The organism is Amycolatopsis methanolica 239, assembly GCF_000739085.1.
Classification (GTDB): domain Bacteria; phylum Actinomycetota; class Actinomycetes; order Mycobacteriales; family Pseudonocardiaceae; genus Amycolatopsis_E; species Amycolatopsis_E methanolica.
Map to the genome: position 1 here is coordinate 1050228 of NZ_CP009110.1, position 26455 is coordinate 1076682.

Genomic DNA, 26455 nt, shown 5'->3' on the forward strand with positions numbered 1-26455 from the left:
CCGCCACCGCCGGCGCCACGCGATCCCGCCACCGCCGCGGCGATTTCGCGCGCTGATCCCGGATCAGGCCGGGGTGCGCGAGGGCCGTCAATCCGCAGGGCAACGACAGCGCCGCCGCCGCAGGCGCCGCGCGTTCCCGCCACCGCCGGGGCGATTTCGCGCGATTGATTCAGGCCGCCGAGGCCAGCCGCGCGCCGTCGTCCACCCGGAGCACCACCCCGGTCGTGTGGGTGTTCTCCGTCAGGAACGCGATCGCCGAGGCGATGTCGTCCGGCGTGCCCACCCTGCGCGCCGGCAGCCCGGCCGCCATGGCTTCGAACGCCGCCGCCTTGGCGTCCGCGTCCAGGAAGTTCCACCACGGCGTGTCGATCACGCCCGGCGACACCGCGTTGACCCGCACCGGCGCCAGTTCCACCGCCAGCACCGGCACCATCGCCTCGATCCCGGCGTTCACCGCGGCCAGCGCGGCCGTCCCGGGCGTCGCCGCCCCAGCCGACGCCGCAGTCACGAACGTCAGCGAACCCCGCAGCACCGGCAGCGCCGCCCGCGCCGCGGCCGTGTGCGGCACCAGCTTCCCCTCGACGCCCTCCCGCACGCCGTCCATGGTCAGGTCGGCGAAGGCCGTCGTACCCGGCGCCCCGGTCACCGTCACGACCAGGTGGTCCACCGGCCCGGTCGACGCGAAGAACGCTTGCAGCGCTTCGTAGTCCCGCGCGTCCACGACCTCGCCCCGCGCGTCGCCCAGCTTCGCCAGTGCGGCGTCGAGCTTCCCGGAGCCGCGTCCGTCACGATCACCTCCCGGCCGCTGTCGACCATGCGGTGCGCTGTCGCCAGCCCGATACCCGAGGTGCCACCCAGGATCACGACTCGTTCGGTCACGAGCTCTCCTCCAATTTCGAGACGCTGTGCACCGGAAACATATTCGAGGCACAGTGTCTTGTAAAGTCCTCGGTATGAGAGGACGCCCCCGCAGCGAAGAGGCCCGGCGCGCGATCCTGGACACCGCGCTGCGCATCTGTCACCGCGACGGCTACCAGCAGGTGACGATCAAGGCGATCGCCGACGAGGCCGGCGTCGGGCGGCAGACCGTCTACCGCTGGTGGCCGGACAAGGCGCAGGTGCTGCTGGACGCCCTCATCGACCTCCGCGAACGCGAACCGCGGCTCGACGAGGACACCGGCGACGCCCTGCGTGACATCGAGCGGATCCTCGCCCGCACGTTCGCGCTCACCCACGAGTCGACCGGGCGCGCGCTGGTCGGCCTGATGGCCGAGGCCCAGAACGACCCCGCGTTGTCGGATCGGTTGCAGGGCACGGTCATCGGCCCGCGGCGCGACGTCCTGCACCGGTTCCTGCGGCAGGGCGTCGAGGCGGGACAGCTCGCCGAGAACGTCCCGCTCCCGCTCGTCGTCGACTTCGCGTTCGGCACGATGTGGTACCGCATGCTGAGCAGGCACGCCCCGGTCGATGACCGGCTCGCCGCCGACATCACCGCCGTCATCGCGCGCCTGCTCGCCCGCTAACCTGCGCGGGTGCGATGGCTGTGCGCCGCCCTGTTGCTGATCACGCCCCCGTTGCCGGCCCTGCCGGACAGCGCCGAGATCGAGATGCGGCTCCAGCCCGACGGCTCGCTCTCAGTTGTGGAGGCGGTCGACGTGCAACAGCGCACCACCCGGACCATCCAGCTCCGCGTGCCCGCCGGCGACCACCGCGACCGCGTACACACCCTCCGCGACCTCGCCATCGAGGGCTCCGGATCGGCCGAGCGGCGCGCGGACGCCGTCACGGTCACCCTCAACCCCGGTACCGCCCTCCTCCGGTACACAGTGGACGGTGCGGTCCGGGACGCGGGCGGTCGCCTCGAGGTGACCTGGGCCCTGGAGGGCTGGGACACCGCCCGCACGCTCGTCCGCGCGAGCTTCGCCGCGCCGCGCATCGCGATCGGCGTCCGCTGCACCGGCTGTACCGCCGCGCAGAACGACCAGACCGGCCTCACCCGTTTCGCCGTCCAGCGCCTGGAACCTGGGCAGACGCTGGACATCGCGGTCGACCTGCCACCCGGCACCGTCCCCGCCAACGCCCGCATCCAGCCGGCGAAAACCCTGGCCGGCGCGTTCGCGCTCACCGTGCCGGTCGCGACCGCATGGGCCGCCTTCGGGCTCCTGCTCCTCGCCGGGGCCGTGTCGCTCCTGCTAGCCCGCCGCGAACGCGGGCCCCTGCCGTCCGGGTTCGCCGCCGAACCGTTCGCCACTCCGGACGGCGTCCTGCCCGGCCACATCGCCCTGCTCCGCGGCACGGACCCGGTGGTCGTCACCGCCGTCGACCTGGCGATCCGCGGCTACCTAGGGCCGGACGCCGGACCGGCCCACCCGCCCGACGACCGGCTCACCGGGTTCGAGCGCCGGGTCCTCGCCGGCGACGACCCCCGCCAGGACCTCGACGCCGACGCGATCCGCCGCGGCTGGCTCCGCCGGCCCGGCCGCGCGCGCCGGGCCGGCATCCGGATCACCTGCTACGGCCTGTTCCTGACGATCGTCCTCGCGCTCACCGCCGGCTACGCGCAGCTCGGCGTGATCCTCACGCTCGCCGGGCTCGCTCTGGCGCTCGCCGCCCGGCACTTCCCGGATCGAACGAGCCGCGGCCGCACCCTCGCCCGGCGCCTGCGCGACCCGGCCGAACTGCCCGCCGGTGACCGCTTCGTGCCCTACGCGCTGGCCCTCGGGCGGCCTGCGCCGGACACCGCGTTCGCTCTCGGTGAATTCCTCGTTGCCCTGCGGGACCGTCGCCGGACCCCGGCCCCGTGATGGCCGTATGGTGGGGCTCATGGCCGAGACCTCCCGCTTCACCCTGCACAACGGCCTGCGCGTAGTGCTCGCGCCGGACCCGACCGCTCCGGTTGTCGGCGTCGCCGTGCACTACGACGTGGGCTTCCGCTCCGAGCCGGAGGGGCGCACCGGGTTCGCGCACCTGTTCGAGCACCTGATGTTCCAGGGCAGCGAGAGCCTGGAGAAGCTCGCGCACTTCAAGATCGTGCAGTCCAGCGGCGGCACCTTCAACGGGTCGACCCACCCGGACTACACCGACTACTACGAGGTGCTGCCATCCGCGGCACTGGAGCGCGCGCTGTTCCTGGAGGCCGACCGCATGCGCGCGCCGAAGCTGACGCGGGAGAACCTCGCCAACCAGATCGACGTGGTGAAGGAGGAGATCCGCCTCAACGTGCTGAACCGGCCCTACGGCGGGTTCCCGTGGATCCTCCTGCCGCCGGTGCTCTACTCGACGTTCCCCAACGCGCACAACGGCTACGGCGACTTCACCGACCTGGAGCAGGCCAGCCTGGACGACTGCGCGGCCTTCTTCGACACCTACTACTCGCCGGCCAACGCGGTGCTCACCGTCGCGGGCGACTTCGAGCCGGACCGGGCTCGCGATCTGATCGAGAAGCACTTCGGCGACGTGCCGCACCGTCCGGCGCCGCCGAAGCGTTCGTTCGCCGAGCCGCCGCCCGCCGGCGAGGTCCGCGGCCACCACACCGATCCGCACGCGCCGCTGCCCGCGCTGGCCGTCGGCTACCGGATGCCGGACCCGGTCGGCGAGCTGGACGCCTACCTCGCGAACCTGGTGCTGGCTGGCGTGCTGACCGACGGCGACGGCTCCCGGCTGCAGCAGCGGCTGGTGCACCGCGAGCCGCTGGTCACCGACATCGGCGCGGGCGCGGGCCTGTTCGGCCCGTTCGAGGCGCGCGACCCGGACACCTTCTCGATCACCGCCATCCACTCGCCGGACGTCTCCGCGGAGCGGGTGCTGACCGCGGTCGACGAGGAGCTGGAGAAGCTGGCCGCCACGCCGCCGGACGCACAGGAACTGGCCAAGGTCACCGCGCGCTGGAGCGCGAGCCTGCACGCCGAGCACGACCGGCTGATGTCCCGGACGCTGTCGCTCGGCGCGTTCGAACTGCTCTACGGGGACCCGTCCCTGGTGTCCCGGCTGCCGGACCGGATGGCGGCCGTCACCGGCGAGGACGTGGCCGCCGCTGCCAAGGCGCTGCGGCCCGACTCGCGTGCGGTCCTGCTCGTCGAGCCCGAAGGGGGAGCGAAGTGACGTCCGTCGACCACCGCAGCGCCGAGGAGATCGGCCGAACCGCCACCGGACCGCGCCCGGTCCCGGAGCTCGGCGCGCAGAAGGCCGCGGCGGATCTGTCCCACGTGGACACCGTGCTGTCCAACGGCCTGCGCCTGCTCGCGGTCCGCAAGCCGACGGTGCCGCTGGTGGAGCTGCGGCTGCGGATCCCGTTCGGCGGCACGGCGCCGCTGCACGCGGCCACCGCCGAGGTGCTCGCCGAGACCATGCTCACCGGCACCGCCCGGCGCGACCGGATCGAGATCGACACCGAGCTGGCGCTGATCGGCGGCGAGCTGGACACCGTGGTCGACCCGGAGCGGCTGACCATCTCCGGGAACGGACTGGCCGCCGGCCTGCCGACGCTGCTGGACGTGCTCGCCGACGCGCTCACCGCAGCGTCCTACGTGGACGACGAGGTGGCGCGCGAGTCGGCGCGGCTGGTCGAGCGGCTGGCGGTGTCGCGCACGCAGCCGCGGGTGATCGCCCGCGAGGCGCTGCTCAGGCACGTCTACGGCGACCACCCGGCCACCCGCGAGGTGCCGCAGGCCGCCGATGTGGAACAGGTGACGCCGGAGGCCGTCCGCGCGCTGCACACCGCTTCGGTGCTGCCGCGTGGTTCGGTGCTGGTGATCGTCGGCGACATCGACCCGGAGCGGATCGCGGCCGATGTCGAGCGCGTGCTGGGCGGCTGGTCGTCCGACGCGTCGGCGGTGGTGATGCCCGGCCTGCCCGAGGTCACCGGCGGCGACCTGCTGCTGGTGCCGCGGGCCGGCGCGGTGCAGTCCCAGATCCGGCTGATCGCGCAGTCGCTGCCGCGCACGGACCCGCGCTACGCCGCGCTGCAGCTGGCGAACATGACCTACGGTGGCTACTTCTCCTCGCGGCTGGTGGAGAATATCCGCGAGGACAAGGGCTACACCTACAGCGCGCACTCCGGGTTCGAGTTCACCGGCACCACGGCGACGGTCGGCGTCGACGCGGACACCGCGAACGAGGTCACCGCGGCCGCGCTGCTGGAGACACGCTACGAGCTGGGCAGGCTCGTAGTCGTGCCGCCGACGGCCGAGGAGGTCGAGTCGGTGCGCCAGTACGCGGTCGGCTCGTTGCTCACCGCGACGTCGTCGCAGGCCGGGCTGGCGAGCCAGCTCGCCGCGCTGACCGCGGCCGGCCTCGGCGTGGAGTGGCTGGCCGAGCACCCGGAGCGGGTCGCCGCGGTCACCGTGGAGGAGGTCGCGCAGGCCGCGCTCGACTTCTTCGCCCCGGCACGGTTCACCGGTGTCGTGGTGGGTGACGCCGAGACGCTCGCGCCGCGGCTGACCGCGCTCGGCGGGGTTATCGTGGGGGAGCCCGGCAAGTGACCGTCGCACCGTTCACGCTGGGCCGCCTCCCGACGCTCTCGCGCTCCACTGTGGACCGGCAGGAGACGCTGCGCACCAACCCGGAGCGCCTGCGCGCCCGGTGGCCGGACGCGCAGGTCATGCTGCTGGACAAGCAGTTGCGGACTCCGGTCCGCGAGGGCGAGGCGGTCCTGGCCACCCGCAAGGCGCTGATGTTCGGCGAGGAGCCGCCCGCGGACGCGGTGTTCCTCGGCGAGTGGCAGGGCGTCGACTACTGGTCGCTGCCGGGCGAGCCGGATGGCGAACCGGAGATCGTCGAGGTCCCGGGCAGCTGGGGCGTGCCCGAGGAGGCGCCGCGGGTCGACGGCGAGCTGTGGGTGACGCTGCGGGCGCACGGCGACCAGTTGGACGACACGGCCGCCGGGCTGTTCACCACGGCGCAGGCGCTGCGGGTGTGGCACCGGCAGGCGCGGTTCTGCGTGCGCGACGGCAGCCCGACGCACCTGGTGCAGTTCGGGTGGGCGTCGAAGTGCGAGGCATGCGGCCGCGAGGAGTACCCGCGCACCGACCCGGCGATCATCTGCCTGGTGCACAACGAGGAGGGCGTGAACGGGGAGCACGTCCTGCTCGCGCGCCAGCCGGTGTGGCCGCCCGGGCGGTACTCGGTGCTGGCGGGGTTCGTCGAGGCAGGCGAGTCGCTCGAGGGCTGTTGTGTGCGGGAGATCCGGGAGGAGGTCGGCGCGGACGTCCACGACGTGCGGTACCTGGGCAGCCAGCCGTGGCCGTTCCCGCGCTCGATCATGCTGGGCTTCGCCGCGAAGGCCGACGCCTCGCGCCCGCTGGTCCCCGCCGACGGCGAGATCGAGGCCGCGCTGTGGGTGCCCCGCGCCGAGGTGCGCGCGGCATTCGAGGCGAAGGGCCGCCCGGTCCCCATCCTCGGCGGCGCGAGCGAGCTGATCCTGCCGGGCAACTCGTCGATCGCGCGCGTGATGCTGGAAGCGTGGGCGTACGCGGAACGGGGCTGAGGGTCAGGCTTTCGAGCAGGTGTGCGGCGTGCGCGGGCGTCGGCCGGAGGCACGTCGCTTGCCTCGCTCGCGTGGACCTGCCATTGACGGGCTTGTGCTCGCTCGATGTGTCGCCGGGGCTCGGTTTGCGCCTCGGGTTCGGCGGCGAACCGCATCTCGTGCAGCTCGTCGCCGCGTCCGGCGGCCGCACATGGTGCGGGCGGAAGGGCTTGTGCTCGATCGCGAGCTGATCCTGCCGGCAACGTCGATCGCGCTCGTGATGGGCGGAGGCACGTCGCTTGCCTCGCTCGCGCGGACCTGCCACTGACCGGCCGGCGCTCGTCCGATGCGCCGGGCAGGCCTGCGCGCCCCGGACGGGAAGCCAGCGCGCCCGATGTCGAGCAGCCGGTCGCGGCTCCGACCTCCTCGTGTCAGACGACGAAAGGGGAGACCGTGGACTTCGACCGGCACTGCATCGAGATCGTCACCCAGACCGAGCTGCTCACGGCCGACACCGCGGGCGCGGACCTGCGTGCGCCGGTGCCGTCCTGCCCGGGCTGGACGCTGGGCATGCTGCTGCGCCACATCGGCGGCGGGCACCGCTGGGCCGAGGAGATCGTCCGGACGCGCAGCCTGGAGTACCTGCCTGACGACCAGTTGCGCAAACTCGACGGTGACGACACCGGCGACGTGCCCGCGCACTGGTTGCTGGAGGGTGCGCGCCGGCTCGCGGAAACCCTGCGGGCCGCCGGGCCCGACGCGCCCGCCTGGGCACCGTTCGACTTCGGCCGGGCGGCGTTCCTGGCGCGGCGCTTCGCGTTCGAGACGGTCGTCCACCGCGCCGACGCCTGCCTCGCCGCCGGCGCGGAGTTCACGGTCGCCGACGATGTCGCCGGTGCCGCCATCGACGAGTGGATGGAGCTGGACGTCCTGCCCCAGCACTTCGAGACCGACCCGCGCAAGCGGGAACTGCTCGGGCCTGCCCGGACGATCGCGTGGCGGGCGCCGGAGGCGTCCTGGTTCGTCGACCTCACCGGCGACGTCATCCGCTGGCGCCGCGGGCCCGCCGGTGCGGCGGTCACCGTGTGCGGCTCGCTGACCGACCTGCTGCTGCTCGTCTACCGCCGCAGGCCGCCGGAGGGGCTCACCGTCACCGGGGACGCGTCACTGCTGGGTTTCTGGCTGGACCACGTCGCGTTCGGCTGATTCGGCGTTGCGCTTCGCCAGGCGCAGCCACCGCCGCATGATGAACCCGGCGAACGGCCCGACCACCGTCCAGTAACGCGCGAACCGGTTGCGGGACAACGGATCCGTCGTCGCCGTGCGGGTTTCGGTGGTCAGCAGCGTCCGGCCCGGCCCGTACGGCTGGACGATGAAGTTCAGCGCCACCTTGCCGTAGCCGGGCTCGTCGAACCCGGCGAACTCGCCCGGCTCGAACCGCCGGAACTCCAGCTGCGTCGCCGTCATGAACTTGCCGATCATGCCGACCACGAACTCGGTGCCCGGCCGCTCGTCGAGCAGCACGAACGCGGCCTGGTACTCGTCGGCCGGCAGGGATTCCGGTGGCGTCTCGGTGTCGCCGCGGATCCGGTCCGCGATGGCGGCCGGGATCGCGCGGGCGCGGCCGAGCACGCGCAGCAGGGGCACGGCCTGGGCGACCTTGTCCGGGTCCAGGTCGCGGACCGCGCGGTAGGTCGCGTCCGGTGGCGCGTCGACGACAACGGCGTCGAGCTGGTGCGCTTCGTGGACGGGCAGGTACTCGTCGATCAGGAGTTTTTCGGTCATGCCGCCAGCGTTCTGCGGCGGCGCGCACGGCATAAGGGGCCTTCGGCACCAACCGAAGGCCCCCTCGGACTCAGGCGAGCAGCGCGCCCAGCGGCAGGATGATCGCGATCGCGACCACCGAGATCACCGTCTCCATGATCGACCAGCTCCGGATGGTCTGGCCGACGGACAACCCGAAGTACTCCTTGACGAGCCAGAAACCGGCGTCGTTGACGTGCGAGAAGAACAGCGAGCCGGCGCCGATCGCGAGCACCAGCAGCGCGGCCCCGGTGGGCGACATCGTCGCCGCCAGGCCGGACACCAGGCCGGCCGCGGACACCGTCGCCACGGTGGCCGAGCCCGTCGCGAGCCGGATCAGCACCGCGACCAGCCAGCCGAGCAGCAGCGCCGGGATGTTGGCGCCCTCGGCGAGCTGCGTGACGACGTTGCCGACGCCCGCGTCGACGAGAATCTGCTTGAACCCGCCGCCGGCGGCGACGATCAGGATGATCCCGGCGATAGGGCCGAGCGAATCGCCGATCGTCGAAGCCAGCCGGTCGCGGGTGAACCCGGCGGCGCGGCCCAGCGTGAACATGCCCAGCAGCACCGCGGCGAGCAGCGCGATCAGCGGGTCACCGACGAAGTCCAGCACCCGGCGGACCGGGTTGCCGCTGTCGGCGACGATGTCCGCGATCGCCTTGCCCAGCATCAGGACCACCGGCAGCAGCACGGTCACCAGCGTCGCGGTGAAGCTCGGCCGCGGTCGGTCGTCCTCGCTCCCGCCCGCGGCCGGGATCAGGTGGTCCGGGGCCTTCGCCTCGGGCACCCAGCGCGCGGCGACCTTGCCGAACAGCGGGCCCGCGATGATCACGGTCGGGATGGCGACCAGCAGGCCGAGGCCGAGCACGATGCCGACGCTCGCGTTGAGCGCGCCGGCCGCGGCGAGCGGGCCCGGGTGCGGCGGGACCAGGCCGTGCAGCACGGAAAGCCCGGCCAGCGCGGGAATCCCGACCAGCATCAGCGGTTTGCCGCTGCGCTTGGCGACCAGCAGCACGACCGGGATGAGCATGACCAGGCCGATCTCGAAGAACATCGGCAGCCCGATGAGGGCGGCGACCAGCGCCATCGCCCACGGCAGCGCCTTCGACGAGGTGCGGGACAGGATCGTGTCGACGATCTGTTCCGCCCCGCCGGAATCGGCCAGCAGCTTGCCGAGCATCGCGCCCAGCGCGATCAGCAGACCGACCGACGCGACGGTCGAGCCCACCCCGCTGGAAAAGCTCTTGATCACTTTGTCGACCGGCAGTCCGCCCAGCAGGCCGACGACCACCGATCCGATGATCAGCGACAGGAAGGCGTGCATGCGGGCCTTGCTGATCAGCACCACGATCACGGCGATGCCGATCAGGGTCGCGACGACCAGGCGGGTGTCGTGACCCGTCCAGGCGGCGGCGAGAGTACTCACGGCTGCTCCTTTGCCAGCTCGGTGAGCGCGCGGTCCACGATCGCCGAGGGGGCTTCGAGGATGTCGGCGATCAGGCCGCGCTCATCGGTTTCGAGGGGTTCGAGGTCGGCGAGCTGGGAGTCCAGCAGCGACACCGGCATGAAGTGCCCGGTGCGCCCCTGCAGCCGCTCCGCGAGGACGTCGCGCGGGCCGTCGAGGTGCAGGAACCACACGTCCCCGCCGGTCCGCAACACGTCGCGGTAGCGCCGCTTCAGGGCGGACGACGACACCACGCCGCCCGTGGCCTGGTGGTCGGAGATCCACGCCGCGATGGCGTGCAGCCACGGCCACCGGTCTTCGTCGTCGAGCGGGTGGCCGGACGACATCTTCGCGATGTTGGCCGGCGGGTGGAAGGCGTCCGCTTCGGCGTATTCGACGCCGAGGCGCTCGGCCAGCGCCGAACCCACCGTCGTCTTGCCCGAACCGGCGACCCCCATCACGACGATGACCGTCATTGGCTTCGCTCCTCAGACCTCGCTGTCACTCGATCAGTGCACCGCAAAAGTACTACTTATTCAACCCACAAGTACTACTTAATCGAATCAGTGGTCTAGCGTCACCTTCGTGGCCGAGGGAATTCACGAGCGCGTGCTCGACGCGGTGGGCACCGCGATCGCCTGCGGGAAGCTGCCGCCGGGCACGGTGCTGCGGCTGGAGGAGCTGCAGCAGAACCACGGCGCCTCGCGCACTGTGGCGCGTGAGGTCGTCCGCGCGCTGGAAGCGATGCGGCTGACCACAAGCAAGCGCCGGGTCGGCATCACGGTGCGGGACTGCGCCGACTGGAACCACTACGACCCCCGGTTGATCCGCTGGCAACTGGACGGCGAGCAGCGCCCCGTCGCCCTGCGCAACCTGATGGAACTGCGGTGGGCGGTCGAGCCGAGCGCCGCGCGCTTCGCCGCGATCCGCGCGACACCCGAGGAGCGCGGACGGCTACGGGCACTGGGTGCCCGGCTGGAGGTCACCGCACATGCGCGGGATCTGCACACCTTCCTCGGGCACGACATCGCTTTTCACCACCTGGTGCTCGCGGCGTCGGGCAATCCGATGTTCACGCAGCTCTCCGCGGTCGTCGCGGAGGTGCTGACCGGGCGGACCGAGCACGGCCTGATGCCGCCGGAACCACAGCCGGAGGCGGTCGCGCTGCACCTGGAGGTCGCCCGCGCCATCGACGGGGCGGACGCCGACCGGGCCGAGCGCGCGATGCGCGACATCATGGTCCAGGCGCGCGACGAGGTCGCCCAGCAGTTCGAGTAGCCTCACGGCGGATACCGACCTCGGGGGGAGCCGCGAGTGAGTGCCGCACGGGCGATCGGACTGCTGCTGGGGGCGGCGGCGGACGGAGTGATCGGCGAGCCGAAGCGCGGACGGCCGGTCACCGTGTTCACCCGCGCCGTCCGGACCGTCGACGCGAGCCTGCCCCAGCACCGCCTCGCCGGGGTCGCCTTCGCCGGCGGGCTGGCCGGCTCGGCCGTCGTGGCCGGGGTGCTGGCGGAGCGGTCGCTGCGGCGCAGTCCGGTCCTGCAGGCGCTCGGCACGGCCGTCGCGACGTGGGCCGTTCTCGGCGGCGCCGGTCTCGCCGCCGACGGCACCGAACTGGCCCGCGACCTCGAAGAGGGCGAACTCGACGCGGCGCGCGAGACGTTGTCCGAACTGGACAGCAGGCAGACCGGCGGGCTGAACGTGGTCGGCCTGTCCCGGGCGTCGGTGGAGTCGGTCGCGCAGCACACCGCGGACGCCGTCGTCGGCCCGCTGTTCTGGGGCGCGGTCGCCGGGATGCCCGGCCTGCTCGCCGCGCGGACCGTGTCGGTGCTGCGGACCGGTGACCCGACCCGTCCGGCGGGGTGGTTCGCGCGGCGCCTGGACGACCTGGTCAACCTGCTGCCCACCCGGTTCGCGGCCGCGCTGACGGTGTCGAGCGCGCCGGTGGTCGGCGGCTCGGCGGCCGGCGCGTGGCGCGCGTGGCGTCGGGACACCGCGGCCCACCCGAGCCCCAACGCCGGCCGGATGGAGGCGGCGTTCGCGGGCGCGCTGGAGATCCGCCTCGGCGGCCGCACGGTCTACCCGCACGGCGTCGAGGAGCTGCCGGTGCTGGGCGACGGCCGGAACCCGGACGCCGGTCACGTGACGCGCGCGGTCGAGCTGTCCCGGGTGGTCGGGTGGCTGGCCGGGGTCAGTTCCGCTGTGCTGGCTGCTCTGTTCGGTCTTCGCCGCCGGTCTCGTTGACCTCGTCCTCGGCGAGGATTTCGGCGACGGACCGGCGCTTGCGCTTGTTCTTCTCGGCCATCTCGTTGAGCACGCCGCCGGGCTTCAGTTCGCGGACCGTGAAGTACACCAGGCCCACGATCGCCATGATCCCGAACGCGATCCACTGCAGCGCGTAGGAGAAGAACGGGCCGGCGTCGGTCTGGGGCAGCGGCAGCGCGTTGAGCACGCCCGGCTGGTCGGAGTCGAGCTGGAAGTAGCCGCTGCGGATGTCCAGGCCGCTCGACCGCGCCACCACACGGGAGTCGACGCTGTAGCTCTGCAGCTTGCCGTGGGTGGAGGCGTCGGCGAACGCGTCCCGGTTCTTCGGGTCGTTCTCGTCCTCCCGGATCCGCGCGACGATCGTCACGGTGCCCGCCGGGGGTGCGGCGTAGGGCGGGACCTCGGTGCGGGAGTCCGGCTGGACGTAGCCGCGGTCGACGAGGACGACCTGTCCGTCGGTGGCGCGGAACGGGGTGAGCACCTCGAACGCGGGCTGCCCCTGCACGGTCCGCAGCCGGGCGACGACCTCGTGTTCCGGCAGGTAGGAGCCGGTGATCTCGACGCGGGTCCACTCGGTGTTGGTGTCAGGGGCGGCGCCGGGCGGGAGAACGTCGTTCAACGGGCGCGGGTCGGCGGTGAGGGAGGCCTCGATGGCCCGGTTCTGGGCTTCGCGCTCGTCGTTGCGGGAGAACTGCCACGGCGACAGCAGCGTGAAGCAGGCGAACGCGAACGCGAGCACACCCACCACGAGGGCGAGCCAGCTCGGCCGGAGGAGGAACTTCAGCCGCACACCCCTACGGTAGGCCGTCCCCGGTGGGGGGTGTGGGGGGAGGTCAGCGCGGCGTGTGGCAGGTGACACCTGTGGTGCCTGCGCACCACGCTGCCGCGCCCCCCCCGGCCCGCTAACCCGCGCTTCAGCGCGCGACATCAACCCACGCCTCAGCGCGCCAGCGCCGCCTCAGCAGCCCGGAGCGCCTGCCGCGCGTAGCCGGCCCCGAACACCGCCGCGTGCATGAGCAGCGGGAACAGTTGGTGCAGCTCCACGCGCTCCCGCCAGCCGTCGGCGAGCGGGGCGTCCAGGTCCTTCGCCGCCTCCTCGTACGCGCCCAGGATGTGCTCCAGCAGCGGCGTGCCGAACAGCCGCAGCATCGCCAGGTCCGTCTCGCGGTGGCCGCCGTGCGCCGCCGGGTCGATCAGCCACACCGCGCCCTGCCCCCAGTGCACGTTGCCGCTCCACGCGTCGCCGTGCAGGCGGGACGGGGGTTCGGCCGGGCCGCCCAGCTCGGGCAGCCGCGCGCACAACCGCTCGAACACCTGCGCCTGCCCGGCGTCGTACAGGCCCTGGTCCACGCACATCCGCACGTAGGGCAGCACGCGGTGTGAACCGTAGAACGTCGCCCAGTCCGGGCACTCCTCGTTGCGCATCGGCGCGAGACCCATCCACGCGTCGGCCGGTCCGCCGGGCGGCGGCGACCCGTACGCGGGCGCGCCCCGCAGGTGCAGCCGCGCCAGACCGCGCCCGAACGCTTCCGCCGCGGCCGTCTCGGGGTACGTCGGCGGCACGTACTCCATGACGATCCACTCGTCGTCGTGCGCGTGGACCCGAGGGACGGGGACGTCGCCGTGCTCGCCGAGCCACCGCAGCCCGGCGGCTTCGGCAGCGGTCGCGCCGGGCCCGCTGCCCTGCTTGGCGACCAGCACACCCCGCCCCTCGGCGGTCACCAGGCACACCGCGCCACCGCTGCGGCGCACCCCGGTGACCGGGACTCCCAGCAGCCGTTCGACGGCTTCGCGAACGCTCATGTCCAGCACCTTTTCGTCTCCCCGCCGCCACGGTAACCGCGCGCGGCCGCGACCGCATGAGCGCGGCTCAGAGCCGCGCCTTCGCCCAGTCCAGCAGCGCGGGAACGGTCCGTTCGACCATCGCGAGGACCTCCTCGAACCCGTCGTCGCCGCCGTAGTACGGGTCCGGGACCTCCGCGCCGTCGGGGGCTTCCGGGTCGAAGGACCGCAGCAGCCGCACGCGCTCGGGGTCGTCCACCAGCCGCCGCAGTTCCCGCAGGTGGCCCCGGTCGGCGGCGAGCAGCAGGTCGGCGGCCAAGTGGTCGCTGTCGACCTGCGCGGCCACGTGCTTGCCGGTGTAGCCGTGCTCGCGCAGGGTCTCGCGGGCACGCGGATCGGCGGGTTCGCCGACGTGCCACGGCCCGGTGCCGGCACTGGTGACGCGGACCCGGTCGGCCAGGCCGGTGCGCTCCAGGTGCGCCCGGAAGACGATGGCCGCCATGGGGGAGCGGCAGATGTTGCCGGAACAGACGAAGCAGATGTGCAGGCTCGGCTCGGTCACACCCCGCAGTCTGCCCCACGCCGCATGCGAAGATCCCAACATGCCCGCGCTCGCCGAAGTGATCGCCGCACTGGAGGACGCCTACCCGCCCGCGCTCGCGGAGAGCTGGGACGCGGTCGGCCTGGTCTGCGGCGACCCCGCCGAGCCGGTCACCGACGTCCTGATCTGCGTCGACCCGGTCGCGACCACCATCGACGAGGCCATCGAGACCGGCGTCCAGCTGGTCGTCGCGCACCACCCGCTGCTGCTGCGCGGCGTGCATGGCGTGCCCGCCGACACCCCGAAGGGCGCGCTGGTGCACCGCCTCATCCGTGCCGGCATCGCCCTGTACTGCGCGCACACGAACGCCGACTCGGCGAACCCCGGGGTGTCCGACGCACTTGCCGGGGCGATCGGGCTGCGGGTGCTCCGCCCGCTCGACCCGCACCCGGACGGCTCCACCGGCCTCGGCCGCATCGGCGAGCTGCCGGAGCCCGAGCCGTTCGCCGCGTTCGTGCGCCGGGTGGCCGCCGCCCTGCCACGCACCGAGCCGGGCGTGCTCGGGGCCGGCGACCCGGACCGTCTCATTAGGACGGTGGCGGTGTCCGGCGGAGCCGGGGACAGCTTCCTCGGTGCCGCGACCGCGGCCGGCGTGGACGCCTACGTCACCGCGGACCTGCGGCACCACCCCGCGGGCGAGCACCTGGAAACCGGCGTGGACGCGCCCGCACTGGTCGGCCTGACCCACTGGGCCAGCGAGTGGCCGTGGTGCGGTCAAGCCTCGGCCATCCTGCGGGACGCCTTTGCGGGTAACGTCAACGTTCACGTGTCCGCGCGCCGAACCGATCCGTGGACCATCCGTGCGTAATCCGAGGGAGTACCAGTGAAGGCAGAGCCAGCCGTCCAGCGTCAGCTGCTCGAGCTCGCGAAAGTGGATGCCGAGCTGTCCCGGGTCGAGCACCGCCGCCGCACCATGCCCGAGCTCGCCGAGATCGAGGGCATCCAGAAGACCCTGCGCGAGCTGCGCGACACGGCGATCCGGCACGAGACCGCCGCCTCCGACCTGGACCGCGAGATCGCCCGCCAGGAGAAGGAGATCGAGTCCGTCCGCGCCCGCGAGGACCGCGACCGCAAGCTGATCGACGGCGGCACCCTGCCCGCCAAGCAGGTCGCGGACCTGCAGCACGAGCTGGAGACCCTGGCCCGGCGCCAGAGCGCACTCGAGGACGACCTGCTGGAGCTGATGGAGCGCCGCGAAGCGCTCGGCCTGGACGTGCAGCGCACCGGCGCCGAGGTCGACAAGACCGAGCAGGCGCTGGCCGACGTCGAGGGCCGCCGCGACGAGACGCTCAAGGACCTGGACACCACGAAGGCCCGCCGCGAAGAGGACCGCGCGAAGCTGGTGCCGCGGTTCCCCGAGGGGCTGCTGAAGCTGTACGAGCGCGTGCGCGCGCACAAGGGCATCGGCGCCGCGCTGGTGCGGGCCCGCAAGTGCCTGGCCTGCAACATGGAGTTCGACCGCAACACCGTGTCCGAGCTCAAGGCGGCCGCCGAGGACGAGGTGGTGCAGTGCGACAACTGCGGCGCGATCCTGGTGCGGACGGTGGAGTCGGGCCTGTGAGAGTGGTCGTCGAGGCCGACGGCGGTTCGCGGGGCAACCCCGGGCCCGCCGGGTACGGGGCCGTCGTCCGCGACGCCGCGACGGGCGCGGTCCTGGCCGAGCGCCAGGAGGGGCTCGGGGTGGCGACGAATAACTTCGCCGAGTACTCGGGCCTGATCGCCGGGCTGCGGGCGGCCGCCGAGGCGGGCGCCACCGAGGTCGACGTCCGGATGGACTCGAAGCTGGTGGTCGAGCAGATGTCCGGCCGCTGGAAGATCAAGCACGAGGCGTTGAAGCCGCTCGCCGAGCAGGCGCGTCAGCTGGCTGCCGGGTTCGCGGCCGTGCGCTACGAGTGGATCCCGCGCGCCGAGAACGCGCACGCCGACCGGCTCGCCAACGAGGCGATGGACACCCAGGCGGGCAAGGGCGCGGGACCGGAGCGCACGACGCCGCAGAAGTGGACCGGCGCGCAGGGCACCCCGACGCGGATGATGCTGCTGCGGCACGGGCAGACCGCGATGTCGGTGGACCGCCGGTACTCGGGCCGCGGCGACGTGCCGCTGACCGAGCACGGCCTGCAGCAGGCCGCGGCTGCCGCGAAACGCCTCGCCGCGCTGCCGGACCTCGGCACGGACACCGCGATCGTGACCTCCCCGCTGACCAGGGCGAAGCAGACGGCCCAGTCTGTCGCCGACGCGCTCGGCGCCCGGGTGGAAACTCATCCCGGCCTGCTGGAGACCGATTTCGGCGAGTGGGAGGGGCTGACCTTCACCGAGGCCGCCCAGCGCGACCCCGAGCTGCACGGCCGGTGGCTGCGTGACCCGTCGGTGCCCGCGCCGGGCGGGGAGAGCTTCGACGAGGTGCACCAGCGGGTCCGCCGCACCCTGGACGAGCTGGTCGAGAGCCACGCCGGGCGGACGATCATCGTGGTCAGCCACGTCACCCCGATCAAGTCCCTGCTGCGGCTCGGCCTGGACGCGGGGCCGTCGCTGCTGTTCCGGCTGCACCTGGACCTGGCGTCGCTGTCGATCGTGGAGTTCTACCCGGACGGCAACGCGTCGGTGCGCCTGGTCAACGACATCTCGCACCTGGCCTGAGCCTCACGGCAAGGCGGGCGCCGCGGCCCGCAGGCGCGCCGCGTCCCGGCCGGGTGGCGCGCCGAGCAGGCGGCGGTACTCCCGGCTGAACTGCGACGGGCTGTCGTAGCCGACGAGGTGCCCGACGCCGGCGACGTCGTCCGGCCGGGCCAGCAGCAGTGACCGCGCCTCCTGCAGCCGGATCCGTTTCTGGAACTGCAGCGGGCTCATCGCGGTGACCGCGCGGAAGTGCCGGTGGAACGCCGAGGCGCTCAGCCCGCACAGCCGAGCGAGCTCCGCGATCCGCATCGTCTCGGCGTAGTTTTCCCTGATCCGGCCGATCGCGCGGCCGACCAGGCTCAGGCTGCTGTCGGCGAGGCCGATCTGACGCAGCGTCGCCCCGCACGGGCCGGTGAGCAGCCGCCAGAGGATCTCCCGCTCGATCAGCGGGGCGAGCACGGGCACGTCGGCGGGCCGGTCGAGCAGCCGCAGCAGCCGGGTCACGGCGTCGAGCAGGTCGGCGTCGGCGTCCCCGGTGGCGATGGCGGGCCCGGCCGGGGTGCGCGGGGCGGGCGCCTCCAGCAGCAGCGGCGCGATCGCGGACGGCCGCAGCACCAGCCCGGCGCCCAGCGACGGCGCCTCCAGGAAGCGGCCGGTGACCGGCAGCGCGGCGGTGACCAGGAGGAACTGGCCTGCCCGGTACTCGAACACCCGGTCGCCCAGCAGCAGCCGTTTTTCGCCCTGGGCCATCAGCACCAGCAGCGGTTCGGTGAGCGAGTGCTCCGGCTCGGTGGTGTCCACCCGGGACAGCAACAGGCCGTCGACCGGCGTCCGCAGGTCGGGGCGGGCGTGGGCCGCGATGAGGTCGCGGATCTCGTCGAGCACTCCTCGACGGAACCACCCCGGCCGACGAGGCACAAGCCCGATCCGGGCGGAGTCGAGAGGATCGTGCAAGAGCCCGCGTGGATCGGTCTACCTGGTACCGGCGGCCGCGGGCTTCGATGGGAGGACCATCCGGACTGACACGAGGAGCACCTCCCATGCCACTCGACCACTACCTCACCCTGGGCCGATCCGGGCTGCGCGTCAGCCCGTACGCCCTCGGCGCGATGACCTTCGGCGACGACCCCGGTGGCGCAGGTTGCGGCGTCGAGGAGTCGGAGAAGATCCTGGCGACCTACCTCGACCGCGGCGGGAACTTCGTCGACACCGCGAACTTCTACACGAACGGGCATTCGGAGAAGATCCTCGGCGACTGGTTCGCCGCCCACCCGGGACGCCGCGACCGCGTGGTGCTGGCGACGAAGTTCTTCACCAACATGCACCCCGGCGACCCGAACGGCGGCGGCGCCGGACGGCGGTCGGTGATCGCCCAGCTCGACGAGTCGCTGCGCCGCCTGCGGACCGATCAGGTGGACCTGTACTGGCTGCACAACTGGGACCGCAACACCCCGGTCGAGGAGACGTTGCGGGCGCTCGACGACTTGGTCCGCGCCGGCAAGGTCCGCTACATCGGCTTCTCCAACACGCCCGCGTGGGTCACCGCGCAGGCCCAGACCACGGCGCTGCTGCGGGGCTGGACGCCGCTGATCGCGCTGCAGGTCGAGTACTCGCTGCTGGCGCGCACGGTCGAGGGCGAGATCGCGCCGCTGGCCGCCGACCAGGGCCTCGGGCTGGTCGCGTGGAGCCCGCTGAAGAACGGGTTCCTCTCCGGCAAGTACCGCCGGGGCGCCGCGCCGGCCGATTCCGCCCGGGCGGCCTTCGTGGGCGGTCCCGCGGAGTCCGAGCACCCGGTGATCGAGGCGGTCGCCGCGATCGCGGAGGAGCTGGGCACGACGTCCGCCGCGGTTTCGCTGGCGTGGCTGCGGGCGCGGGGAGTGGTGCCGATCCTGGGCGCCCGGCGCTTGAACCATCTGGAGGACAACCTCGACGAGGCCGCCTTGCTGCCGGAGCACGTGCGCACCCTGGACGAGGTGTCGGCCCCGGAGCTGGCCTACCCGGCCCCGATGCACGGCTCGCAGCGGGCGATGCTCCAGTTCGCGGGCACCTCGGTGGACGGAGAGCCCTCGACGGTGTACCCGCCACTGGCCCCCGGCACGGTGCGCTACTAGCGCGCGGTTCACGGGCAGGGGCGGCCGAGCGGCCCCTTCAGGCGCTCGTCCGCGAGGCCGACCAGGTGGCGGTTGCGGCGGAACAGCGCCAGTTCGAGCCGCCCGGCGCCGGCCGCATACACAAGGACCGCGTCGTAATCGCCGAGCCAGGAGTCGCCCGCGCGCGGGAACCGGACGCCCGTGAACTCCATGGCCGGTAAGGACAGCGCAAGGGCCCGCGAGCGCCGGATGCGCGGCGTCCACCAGACGCCCGCCTCGCGCGACAGGTGCAGCCGCCCGCGGGTCCAGCGCCGGCGGCCGGCCGGCGCGCCGCGGATCGCGCAGCCGAACCCGATCTCCCGGCCCGCCTGGAAGGCCAGCCGGTCCCGGCGGAGCCGCCGCGCGCTCGGAGCGCGCGTCCAGAGTTGCGGGAGCACGCAGCCGTCCAACATCGTCGGAGGTTAGAGCACCAGCCACAGCGCGACGGTCGCCGCCGCGAGGCTCACCGGCACGGTCGCCAGGCCGAGCCGCGTGAACTCGCCCAGGCCAGGTGCGTCCCGGCCGAGCACGCGGCGCCACAGGAGCGTCGCGAGCGAGCCGAGGTACGTGGCGTTCGGCCCGATGTTCACGCCCAGCAGCACGGCGAGTAGCACCCCGGGCGCCGGGTGCGGGCCGAGCGCCGCCAGCAGGATCAGCGTCGCCGGGAGGTTGTTCACCAGGTTGGCCAGCGCGGCCGCCACGAACGCCGCCAGCAGCAGCCCGCCGAGGCTCGCCGTGTCCGGCAGCAACGCCCGCAGCGGGCCGCCGAGCAGGTGGTCCGACACCGCCTGGACCACGATCGCCAGCCCGAGCACGAACAGGCTGAGCAGCGGGTTCGCCGCCGCCACCAGTTGCCGGGGACTGGTCTCGCGCCGCACGAGCGCCCGCACGGCCAGGACGGCGGCGGCGATCGCGGCCACCCACCCCGGCGCGAGCCCGATCAGCGGCCCCGCGCCGAACCCGGCGAGCGTCAGCCCGATCACGACCAGCGCGAAGACCGGCGCGGCCCGGTCGACGGCGGGCGGCTCCACGCACCCGGCCAGGTCTCGCCGGAAGAACCACCCGAAGACCGCCAGCTCGACGGCGACGGTGACCAGCCACGGCAGGGCCATCAGCGCGGCGAACCCGGTGAAGGTCAGCCCGGACGCGGCGAAGGCCAGCAGGTTGGTCAGGTTCGAGACGGGCAGCAGCGTGGACGCCGAGTTGGCCAGGTGCGCGCACGCGTAGACGTGCGGCTTGGGCGGCAGGTCGAGCGTCCGCGTGGTGGCCAGGACGACCGGCGTCAGCAGGACGACGGTCGCGTCGAGGCTCAGTACCGCGGTCGTGCCCGCCGCCGCCGCGAAGGTCAACGCCAGCAACCGTCGCGGACGGCCGCGGGAGGTAGTGGCCAGCCGGGCGCCGAGCCACCGGAACACGCCCTCGCGGTCGGCGAGGTCGGCCAGCACGAGGATCGCCGCGAGGAACCCGAGCGTCGGGGCCATCGCGGTGACCTGCGCCAGCGCTTCACCGGGCGACACCAGCCCGATGGCGAGCACGACGAGCGCGGCGGGCACGGCGACGAGCGCCTCCGGCAACCCGCGGGGGCGCGCCATGGCGAACCCGAGGACGGCGGCGAGCGCTCCGAGACTCCCGGCTGCCGCGACCACGCCCCCAACGCTAGCGACCCGCTCGCGGGTGAAGGCCACCCCCGCGCCCCAGCGCTGCGGGGGTGGCCTTCCGGCGACAGGTGGCTATGTGTACCAGGTGGGCTCGGGGAGGCGGCCGTTCAGCGCGTAGTCCCCGACCTCCCGCCGCTTGTACGGCAGCGGGTCGTGCAGCGAGTGCGTCCGCAGGTTCCGCCAGAACCGGTCCAGCCCGTACTTCGTGGCGCTCGCCCGCGCGCCGGTCAGCTCGAAGATCTTCGTGCCGATCTCCAGCCCGGTGTCGACGATGCGCTGCTTGGCCGCGGCGATCAGCACCGCCACCTCGCCCCGCGCCTCGGGCGTCAGATCCTCCCGCGGCGCGTGCAGGATCGGCGAGATCGCCGCCCCAGCCCGGTCCACCAGTGCTTCCGCCGCCCACAGCTTGGCCTGGAGGTCGCCGTAGCCCTCCAGCACGTACCACTCCTCGGTGGCGGAGGCCTTGTCGTCCCCGCCGTAGGGCCAGGCGCGGGTCCGCTCACGCGTGTAGGCCAGCGCCGACTCCAGCGCGCCTTGCGCGATGCCGAGGTAGAAATTGGTGAAAACCAGCTGGATCGTCGGCACGTTCAGCGTGTTGTAGACGAGCGGCTGGAATTTCCGGTCCACGTATCCGGCGGCGTCCGACCACGGCACGCGCACGTCGGAAATGGTCACGCTGCCCGATTCGGTGAGCCGCTGCCCGATGTTGTCCCAGTCGTCGTGGAACGCGATTCCCGGCTGCTTCGACGGCACGATCGCGAAGATGTGATCGTCGGTCCCCTCCAGCACGCCCTCCAGCACGGTCAGGTCCGACACCTTGCTGCCGGTGGAGAACGACTTGTGCCCGTGGTACACGAGTTCGTCGCCGTCCTGCGTGATCTTCAGGTCCGAGTCGCGCGGGTTGACCGCGCCGCCGAAGAAGAAGTTGTTCTTCGTGTACAGCTCCTCGACCGCGGCGATCTGCGCGTCGGTGCCGACCAGGCGCGCCGCCCACGCCCACAGGTAGTGGTAGCCGAGCAGCTGGCCGATCGAGCCGTCCGCCTTGGCGATCTCCCGGATCACCCGGTAGGCGGTCTCCCAGGTCTGCCCGCCGCCGCCGTGCTCGGCGGGCCCGAGCAGGGTGACCAGGCCGTTGTCCTTGAGCAGCTGGACTTCGGCGAAGGGCGTCTTGTTCGCGCGGTCGCGCTCGACGGCGTCGACCGCCAGCTGGGCGGCGACCTCGCGGGCGCGGGTGATCCAGTCGGTCACGAGAAGCTCCCTACGGGCTCGGGGGTGGCGGCGGTGGCGTCGAGCTCCTTTTCGAGCTGGCGGATGATGGGCAGCACCTCGCGGCCGAAGTACTCGACGTCCTCGTGGTAGTGCAGGAAACCGAGCAGCAGCAGGTCCGCCCCGCGCCGCTTGTACTCCACCGCCCGGCGCGCGATCTGCTCCGGCGTCCCGATGAGACCGGTGCGGAACCCGTCGTTGTACTGGACCAGGTCGGCGAATTCGGAATCCGCCCACATGCCCTTCTTGTCCGATGTCGACCGCCCGGCCTGCTGGACCGCGGACCGGAAGCCCTCGACGGCCTGGACGTCGGCCTTGTCCACGATCTCCCGCAGCACGTCACGCGCCTCGGCCTCGGTGTCCCTGGCGATGACGAACCCGTTCAGCCCGAACCGCACCGCGTGGTTGTGCTCAGCCGCGTAGCCGCGGACCTCGGCGACCTGCTCGCTGAAGCCGTCGAAGTCCTTGCCGTTGCTGAAGTACCAGTCGGACACGCGACCGGCCAGCTTGCGCGCCGCGGTCGAGTTGCCGCCCTGGAACACCTCCGGGTGCGGACGGTCCGGTGTGGACAGCGGTTTGGGCTTGATGTCGAAGTCGTGGATGCGGTAGAAGTCGCCGCGGAACTCGGCCGCGTCGTTCGTCCACAGTTCCTTGAGGACGCGGATGAACTCCTCGGACCGCCGGTAGCGCTCGTCGTGCTCCAGCCACGGCTCGCCGAGACCGGTGAACTCGTCCTTGAACCAGCCGCTCACCACGTTCACCGCGGCCCGGCCGCCGGACAGCACGTCCGCACTGGCCACGAACTTCGCCAGCACGCCGGGGTGCCACAGTCCGGGGTGGACGGCCGCGATCACCTTGAGCCGCTGGGTCGCCAGCAGCAGCGCCAGGCTGAACCCGGTGGACTCGTGCTGGTAGGCGGCGCCGTAGCTGGCGGTGTAGCGGACCTGGGTGAGGGCGTACTCGAATCCGTTGTTCTCGGCGAGCACGGCGAGTTCGCGGTTGTAGTCGTAACCCCAGTCGGTGCGTTGTTCGATGCGGCTGGTGACCAGTCCGCCACTGACGTTGGGCACCCAATAGGCGAATTTGAGTGGTGCGGGCATGAAGGCTCCATCGAAATGGTTCCGGGAATTGTGCGTCGACGGCCGCGCGATCTGATTCCGAGTAAAGCGGCGCGCAGGGGGAGGGGCAACCGACGTCCACGCCGTGGGAACGGTTACCCTGAGTGGGCGGACGAGTTGGCCGGGCGGTCGCGAGGGTCACCCCCTCGAGGAAAGTCCGGACTCCGCAGGGCAGGGTGGTTGCTAACCGCAACCCGGGGCGACCCGCGGGACAGTGCCACAGAAAACAGACCGCCCCGGCTTCACCGCCGGGGTAAGGGTGAAACGGTGGTGTAAGAGACCACCAGCACCCCGGGTGACCGGGGTGGCTAGGTAAACCCCACCCGGAGCAAGGCCAAGAGGGCGCCGCGAGGCGCCTGCGCAGGCGATCGAGGGCGGCCCGTCCGATGCCTGCGGGTAGGCCGCTCGAGCCTGCCGGCGACGGCAGGCCTAGATGGATGGCCGCCGCCGCGGTTCCGGCCGCGGAACAGGATCCGGCTTACAGGCCAACTCGTCCGCCCCTTCCCGCCGGCCCGCCGTTGGCCTACGGTCGGGCTCGTGGATCACGCAGAAGCTCGCGACGTCGCGTTCCGGTGCCACCGGGTGCTCGAACCGCTGCACTCGTTCGTCTACTTCGCGCCCGAGGCGGAGCAGGAGCTGACCGCGGCCGGGCTGCGGCCCGGCCGGATGGGCTACTTCGCCAGCCGGGCCGCGCCGATGGGCCCGGTCGGCGCGGGCGTCGTCGCGGCCACCTTCTACAACTTCAATCCGGAGCTGGTCGCCAGGCACATCCCGCGGGCGTGGACCCTCGCGTCGCCGGGGCGGATCCTGGAGGCCCGGCTGGCCGCGGCCGACGCCGGGCTGCGCCGGGTGCTGGGCGAGGAGCTGATCACCTCACCGCGGCTCGCGGAGGCAGCGGAGCTGGCGCGCTCGGCGGCGTCGGTGCTGAGTCCGGAGGGGCGCCCGTTGTACGCGGGGCACGCGGAGCTGGAGTGGCCGGCGGAGCCGCACCTGGTCCTCTGGCACGCGGCGACGCTGCTGCGCGAGCACCGCGGCGACGGGCACATCGCGGCGCTGGTCGGGCACGGGCTGAGCGGGCTGGCCGCGCTGATCACCTACACGGCGACGGGGAAGGGCTTCCTGGAGCCGGTGGCCAAGGCAACACGCGGCTGGTCCGACGAGCAGTGGGCCGCGGGCGTCGAGGAGCTGCGCGAGCAGGGCCTGCTCGACGCCGACGGCCGGCTCACCCCGGAGGGCACGGTGCTGCGGCAGAGCATCGAAGAGCAGACGAACGCCTCCGCGACGGCCCCGTGGCGGCACCTGGGCGCCGAAAAGGCCGCGCGATTGCACGAGCTGGCCCGCGAACTGGCGCGGCACGCCGTGGCCCACGGCGCCTTCCCAGACGGCATCTTCGCGACGGCGCGCGCCTGAGCCCGGCCCGCGCCGCGGCCGCGTCTCCCCCCGGCTGAGGCCTGCCCGACGCACGTCCACTCCCGCGCGGCTCACCGCACGCCCACACGGCTGTGCCCTGCTCACCGCCCCTTGCGGTGGCGCGAGCCGGCGCCCTGAGCTGTTACTTATTTTCCCGAGTTGCGCTCGCTGCCCGATCCAGCACTGCTGCGCGGCAGGCCGACGCCCACCGCGCTCACCCCGGGATCGGATCTTCGTGGCGCGAACCGGCCCACCCGAGCCACGCCGCGTCGTCCCGGCCGCCTGAGGCCGAGTGGCTTCGCCCGCGCCCGCGCAGCCGCGCGACAGGCCATCGCCGAGGTCGCCTTCCCGGGTTGGGCACGCTGCTTCCCACCGTTGCGGCAGACCGTCGCCCACGGCGCTTCCCTAGACGGAATCTCCGCGGCAAGAGCCGCCCCATCCACGCCCGCGCCTCCCCGAAGCGCTCGACCGCCGCACACCGCGCCCCGAAATCTCACCTTCCGTGAGGAGGCAAGCGTTCGCGCTCGCCCTCCGTCACCGCGGCCCCGTCGGAAAGCGCTCCCTGCCCGCCCGGCACCACGCCGCGCATGTCGATCACCCGCTGTTCATCGCGCCCCCCGACCACCGCGTCCCACGGCGGCGCTCGTCACAGTGAGCGCTTACACCTGAGTCCACCGAAAGTGCGTACCGATCACGGTTTGTGAGGGCAAAACGGGCCCACCTGGGCGCTCCGTGAGCGCGTTCGCTGGATCGGATGATCGACTCGCCCGGAGAGGTCGTCACGCCCGGGTACATGCCATGCGGCCGATCGGGGCATGCCACACTGTTGCTCGCGCCATCGAGGAGCGATACCGCACACCCAGAGTGAGGCGTGATTGCGCCTGTGGGTGAGTCCCCACCCACACTAGGAAATCCGGGTGCAGGGGGTTAACCCTGAGCGGTCTTGCCACGATGATGGAGGGCGACGAGTTCAGGAGAAGTGGCCGTACTGTGCCTGGTGTGGATGGACTGCCGTTCGACAGAGAGCGCTTTGACCGTCACAGCTTGTGACGCCATGATGGGCTAGACAGACCGGACCGGACTTTCCGACCTCGTGGGCCTGCCCCGCGCCGACCCACCCGACACCCACACTCCTCGCACCTGGGAGTACGCGATGACCATGATGACACTTGTGCAGCAGCTGGCGCAGGGCGAGATCAGGACCCGTGGAGTCCAGCAGTGGCTCCTCGACAACATCATCCCCCTGGTCCTGCTCGCCGTCGCGCTGTTGCTGCTCTGGCTCGGTGGCGGCAAAGGCGACAACGCCGGCGTCATGCGCCGCCTGGCCGGTGTGGTGATCGCGCTCGCGATCGTCGGCCTCGCCGTGAGCGGGCTCGGCGTCAACGTCGGCGAGTGGATCGCCGGCTTGTTCACCAGCTGACGGCGCGGGGTAGCGCGCGTGCGGATTCGAACCGATGACGAGGTCTACCGGGTCGACGCGGTCTGGCTCGGCCCGCCGAAGGCGACGTTCCCGTGGCGGGCCCGCTACGTGGCCTGGGGCGTCGGCATCCCGGTGTTCCTCGTCGTCCTGGCGGTGGAGCGGCAGCTCGGCTTTGGGTTCGGCTTCTTCTCCACCGCGTGGGCGTTCGTCATCACGATCTTGATCACCCGGATGATCACCGCCAAGATCAGTCACGAGCGTCCGCTCGGAGCCGTCATGACGATGTGGCTGCGCGAGCTGCAGACGCCCCGCGAGAAGACCTCCGGAGAGGGCGGTGCGGTCACGGCCACGAAGATCCGCGTGCGGAACCAGCGGCCGCTGCCCAAGCACAAACGGCACCTCGCCGCGGCGGGGTCGCATCCTCACCACCAGACAGCACGACCGCGTGGCGCGCGCACTCCGGCGCCACGGTAGGAG

At 72.7% G+C, this 26455-nt stretch carries 28 protein-coding genes and 1 other RNA gene; 17 read left to right on the forward strand and 12 right to left on the reverse strand.

Annotated features, from left to right (window positions below; all coding sequences use genetic code 11):
- Positions 1–169: 169 nt before the first annotated feature.
- A complete protein-coding gene (locus AMETH_RS05200; RefSeq protein WP_017986996.1) occupies positions 170–721 on the reverse strand; it encodes an SDR family oxidoreductase in 552 nt (183 codons plus the stop codon).
- Between the two features lie 232 nt (positions 722–953).
- Between AMETH_RS05200 and AMETH_RS05205 the strand changes: the two genes are divergently transcribed.
- From AMETH_RS05205 to AMETH_RS05230, 7 genes are all read left to right on the forward strand, one after another.
- Positions 954–1523: a TetR/AcrR family transcriptional regulator gene (locus AMETH_RS05205; RefSeq protein WP_017986997.1), complete on the forward strand. Its 570-nt coding sequence runs from the start codon at positions 954–956 to the stop codon at positions 1521–1523.
- A gap of 9 nt (positions 1524–1532) precedes the next feature.
- Positions 1533–2804, forward strand: coding sequence for a DUF2207 domain-containing protein (locus AMETH_RS05210; RefSeq protein ID WP_017986998.1), 1272 nt, complete (start codon positions 1533–1535; stop codon positions 2802–2804).
- 19 nt (positions 2805–2823) lie between these two features.
- Positions 2824–4101: a M16 family metallopeptidase gene (locus tag AMETH_RS05215; protein WP_020486767.1), complete on the forward strand. Its 1278-nt coding sequence runs from the start codon at positions 2824–2826 to the stop codon at positions 4099–4101.
- Positions 4098–5480, forward strand: coding sequence for a M16 family metallopeptidase (locus AMETH_RS05220; RefSeq protein WP_017987000.1), 1383 nt, complete (start codon positions 4098–4100; stop codon positions 5478–5480). Before AMETH_RS05215 ends, AMETH_RS05220 begins: the two co-directional genes overlap by 4 nt.
- Positions 5477–6484: an NAD(+) diphosphatase gene (gene nudC / locus AMETH_RS05225; protein WP_017987001.1), complete on the forward strand. Its 1008-nt coding sequence runs from the start codon at positions 5477–5479 to the stop codon at positions 6482–6484. The genes AMETH_RS05220 and nudC overlap by 4 nt, the downstream gene beginning before the upstream one ends.
- A gap of 71 nt (positions 6485–6555) precedes the next feature.
- Positions 6556–6714, forward strand: a complete 159-nt coding sequence (locus AMETH_RS37720; protein WP_156131605.1) for a hypothetical protein — start codon at positions 6556–6558, stop codon at positions 6712–6714.
- 202 nt (positions 6715–6916) lie between these two features.
- Positions 6917–7669: a maleylpyruvate isomerase family mycothiol-dependent enzyme gene (locus tag AMETH_RS05230; RefSeq protein WP_017987003.1), complete on the forward strand. Its 753-nt coding sequence runs from the start codon at positions 6917–6919 to the stop codon at positions 7667–7669.
- Here AMETH_RS05230 and AMETH_RS05235 read toward each other — a convergent pair.
- The 3 genes from AMETH_RS05235 to AMETH_RS05245 all read right to left on the reverse strand — a co-directional run bounded on the left by AMETH_RS05235 (position 7628) and on the right by AMETH_RS05245 (position 10186).
- Positions 7628–8248, reverse strand: coding sequence for a hypothetical protein (locus AMETH_RS05235; protein WP_038532735.1), 621 nt, complete (start codon positions 8246–8248; stop codon positions 7628–7630). The genes AMETH_RS05230 and AMETH_RS05235 overlap by 42 nt on opposite strands.
- 70 nt (positions 8249–8318) lie before the next feature.
- Entirely contained in the window at positions 8319–9692 is a 1374-nt protein-coding gene (locus AMETH_RS05240; RefSeq protein ID WP_017987005.1) for a GntT/GntP/DsdX family permease, read from the reverse strand.
- A complete protein-coding gene (locus tag AMETH_RS05245; protein WP_017987006.1) occupies positions 9689–10186 on the reverse strand; it encodes a gluconokinase in 498 nt (165 codons plus the stop codon). The genes AMETH_RS05240 and AMETH_RS05245 overlap by 4 nt, the downstream gene beginning before the upstream one ends.
- 133 nt (positions 10187–10319) lie before the next feature.
- Here AMETH_RS05245 and AMETH_RS05250 point away from each other — a divergent pair, with 133 nt between their 5' ends.
- A complete protein-coding gene (locus tag AMETH_RS05250; protein ID WP_017987007.1) occupies positions 10320–10988 on the forward strand; it encodes a FadR/GntR family transcriptional regulator in 669 nt (222 codons plus the stop codon).
- A 36-nt stretch (positions 10989–11024) separates the two neighbouring features.
- Positions 11025–11957 carry a cobalamin biosynthesis protein CobD/CbiB gene (locus AMETH_RS05255; protein ID WP_017987008.1) on the forward strand — a complete coding sequence of 311 codons (933 nt, stop codon included), beginning with the start codon at positions 11025–11027 and terminating at the stop codon, positions 11955–11957.
- Here AMETH_RS05255 and AMETH_RS05260 read toward each other — a convergent pair.
- The 3 genes from AMETH_RS05260 to AMETH_RS05270 form a co-directional block, all read right to left on the reverse strand.
- Entirely contained in the window at positions 11905–12768 is an 864-nt protein-coding gene (locus tag AMETH_RS05260; RefSeq protein ID WP_017987009.1) for an SURF1 family cytochrome oxidase biogenesis protein, read from the reverse strand. The two genes, AMETH_RS05255 and AMETH_RS05260, sit on opposite strands and share 53 nt — an antisense overlap.
- A gap of 149 nt (positions 12769–12917) precedes the next feature.
- Positions 12918–13781, reverse strand: coding sequence for a fructosamine kinase family protein (locus AMETH_RS05265; protein WP_209436850.1), 864 nt, complete (start codon positions 13779–13781; stop codon positions 12918–12920).
- A 67-nt stretch (positions 13782–13848) separates the two neighbouring features.
- Positions 13849–14322, reverse strand: coding sequence for a low molecular weight protein-tyrosine-phosphatase (locus AMETH_RS05270; protein WP_017987011.1), 474 nt, complete (start codon positions 14320–14322; stop codon positions 13849–13851).
- 40 nt (positions 14323–14362) lie between these two features.
- On the opposite strand from AMETH_RS05270, the gene AMETH_RS05275 reads away from it, so the two are divergent.
- From AMETH_RS05275 to AMETH_RS05285, 3 genes are read left to right on the forward strand one after another with little or no spacing between them, the layout of a single operon-like run.
- A complete protein-coding gene (locus AMETH_RS05275) occupies positions 14363–15169 on the forward strand; it encodes a Nif3-like dinuclear metal center hexameric protein (protein ID WP_017987012.1) in 807 nt (268 codons plus the stop codon).
- A 15-nt stretch (positions 15170–15184) separates the two neighbouring features.
- Entirely contained in the window at positions 15185–15922 is a 738-nt protein-coding gene (locus AMETH_RS05280; RefSeq protein WP_017987013.1) for a zinc ribbon domain-containing protein, read from the forward strand.
- 2 nt (positions 15923–15924) lie between these two features.
- Entirely contained in the window at positions 15925–16998 is a 1074-nt protein-coding gene (locus AMETH_RS05285) for a bifunctional RNase H/acid phosphatase (RefSeq protein WP_017987014.1), read from the forward strand.
- A 3-nt stretch (positions 16999–17001) separates the two neighbouring features.
- Here the strand turns inward: AMETH_RS05285 and AMETH_RS05290 are convergent, their stop codons facing one another.
- On the reverse strand, positions 17002–17862 hold the full coding sequence (locus AMETH_RS05290) for an AraC family transcriptional regulator (protein ID WP_017987015.1): 861 nt from the start codon (positions 17860–17862) through the stop codon (positions 17002–17004).
- Between the two features lie 155 nt (positions 17863–18017).
- On the opposite strand from AMETH_RS05290, the gene AMETH_RS05295 reads away from it, so the two are divergent.
- On the forward strand, positions 18018–19088 hold the full coding sequence (locus tag AMETH_RS05295) for an aldo/keto reductase (protein WP_017987016.1): 1071 nt from the start codon (positions 18018–18020) through the stop codon (positions 19086–19088).
- 8 nt (positions 19089–19096) lie between these two features.
- Here the strand turns inward: AMETH_RS05295 and AMETH_RS05300 are convergent, their stop codons facing one another.
- The 4 genes from AMETH_RS05300 to sfnG all read right to left on the reverse strand — a co-directional run bounded on the left by AMETH_RS05300 (position 19097) and on the right by sfnG (position 23130).
- Positions 19097–19519 carry a hypothetical protein gene (locus tag AMETH_RS05300; RefSeq protein WP_017987017.1) on the reverse strand — a complete coding sequence of 141 codons (423 nt, stop codon included), beginning with the start codon at positions 19517–19519 and terminating at the stop codon, positions 19097–19099.
- A 9-nt stretch (positions 19520–19528) separates the two neighbouring features.
- A complete protein-coding gene (locus AMETH_RS05305) occupies positions 19529–20698 on the reverse strand; it encodes an SLC13 family permease (RefSeq protein WP_017987018.1) in 1170 nt (389 codons plus the stop codon).
- A 138-nt stretch (positions 20699–20836) separates the two neighbouring features.
- Positions 20837–22012, reverse strand: coding sequence for an acyl-CoA dehydrogenase family protein (locus AMETH_RS05310; RefSeq protein ID WP_017987019.1), 1176 nt, complete (start codon positions 22010–22012; stop codon positions 20837–20839).
- The gene (gene sfnG, locus AMETH_RS05315) at positions 22009–23130 is read right to left on the reverse strand and encodes a dimethylsulfone monooxygenase SfnG (protein WP_026153828.1); all 1122 of its coding nucleotides are present in this window, start codon (positions 23128–23130) and stop codon (positions 22009–22011) included. Before sfnG ends, AMETH_RS05310 begins: the two co-directional genes overlap by 4 nt.
- Before the next feature lie 131 nt (positions 23131–23261).
- On the opposite strand from sfnG, the gene rnpB reads away from it, so the two are divergent.
- The 4 genes from rnpB to AMETH_RS05330 all read left to right on the forward strand — a co-directional run bounded on the left by rnpB (position 23262) and on the right by AMETH_RS05330 (position 26452).
- Positions 23262–23645, forward strand: an RNA gene (rnpB, locus tag AMETH_RS36245) — RNase P RNA component class A.
- 40 nt (positions 23646–23685) lie between these two features.
- Positions 23686–24558 carry an SCO6745 family protein gene (locus AMETH_RS05320; RefSeq protein WP_026153829.1) on the forward strand — a complete coding sequence of 291 codons (873 nt, stop codon included), beginning with the start codon at positions 23686–23688 and terminating at the stop codon, positions 24556–24558.
- A gap of 1153 nt (positions 24559–25711) precedes the next feature.
- Positions 25712–25978, forward strand: a complete 267-nt coding sequence (locus tag AMETH_RS05325; protein ID WP_017987022.1) for a hypothetical protein — start codon at positions 25712–25714, stop codon at positions 25976–25978.
- Between the two features lie 18 nt (positions 25979–25996).
- Positions 25997–26452 carry a hypothetical protein gene (locus AMETH_RS05330; RefSeq protein WP_017987023.1) on the forward strand — a complete coding sequence of 152 codons (456 nt, stop codon included), beginning with the start codon at positions 25997–25999 and terminating at the stop codon, positions 26450–26452.
- Positions 26453–26455 lie beyond the last annotated feature (3 nt).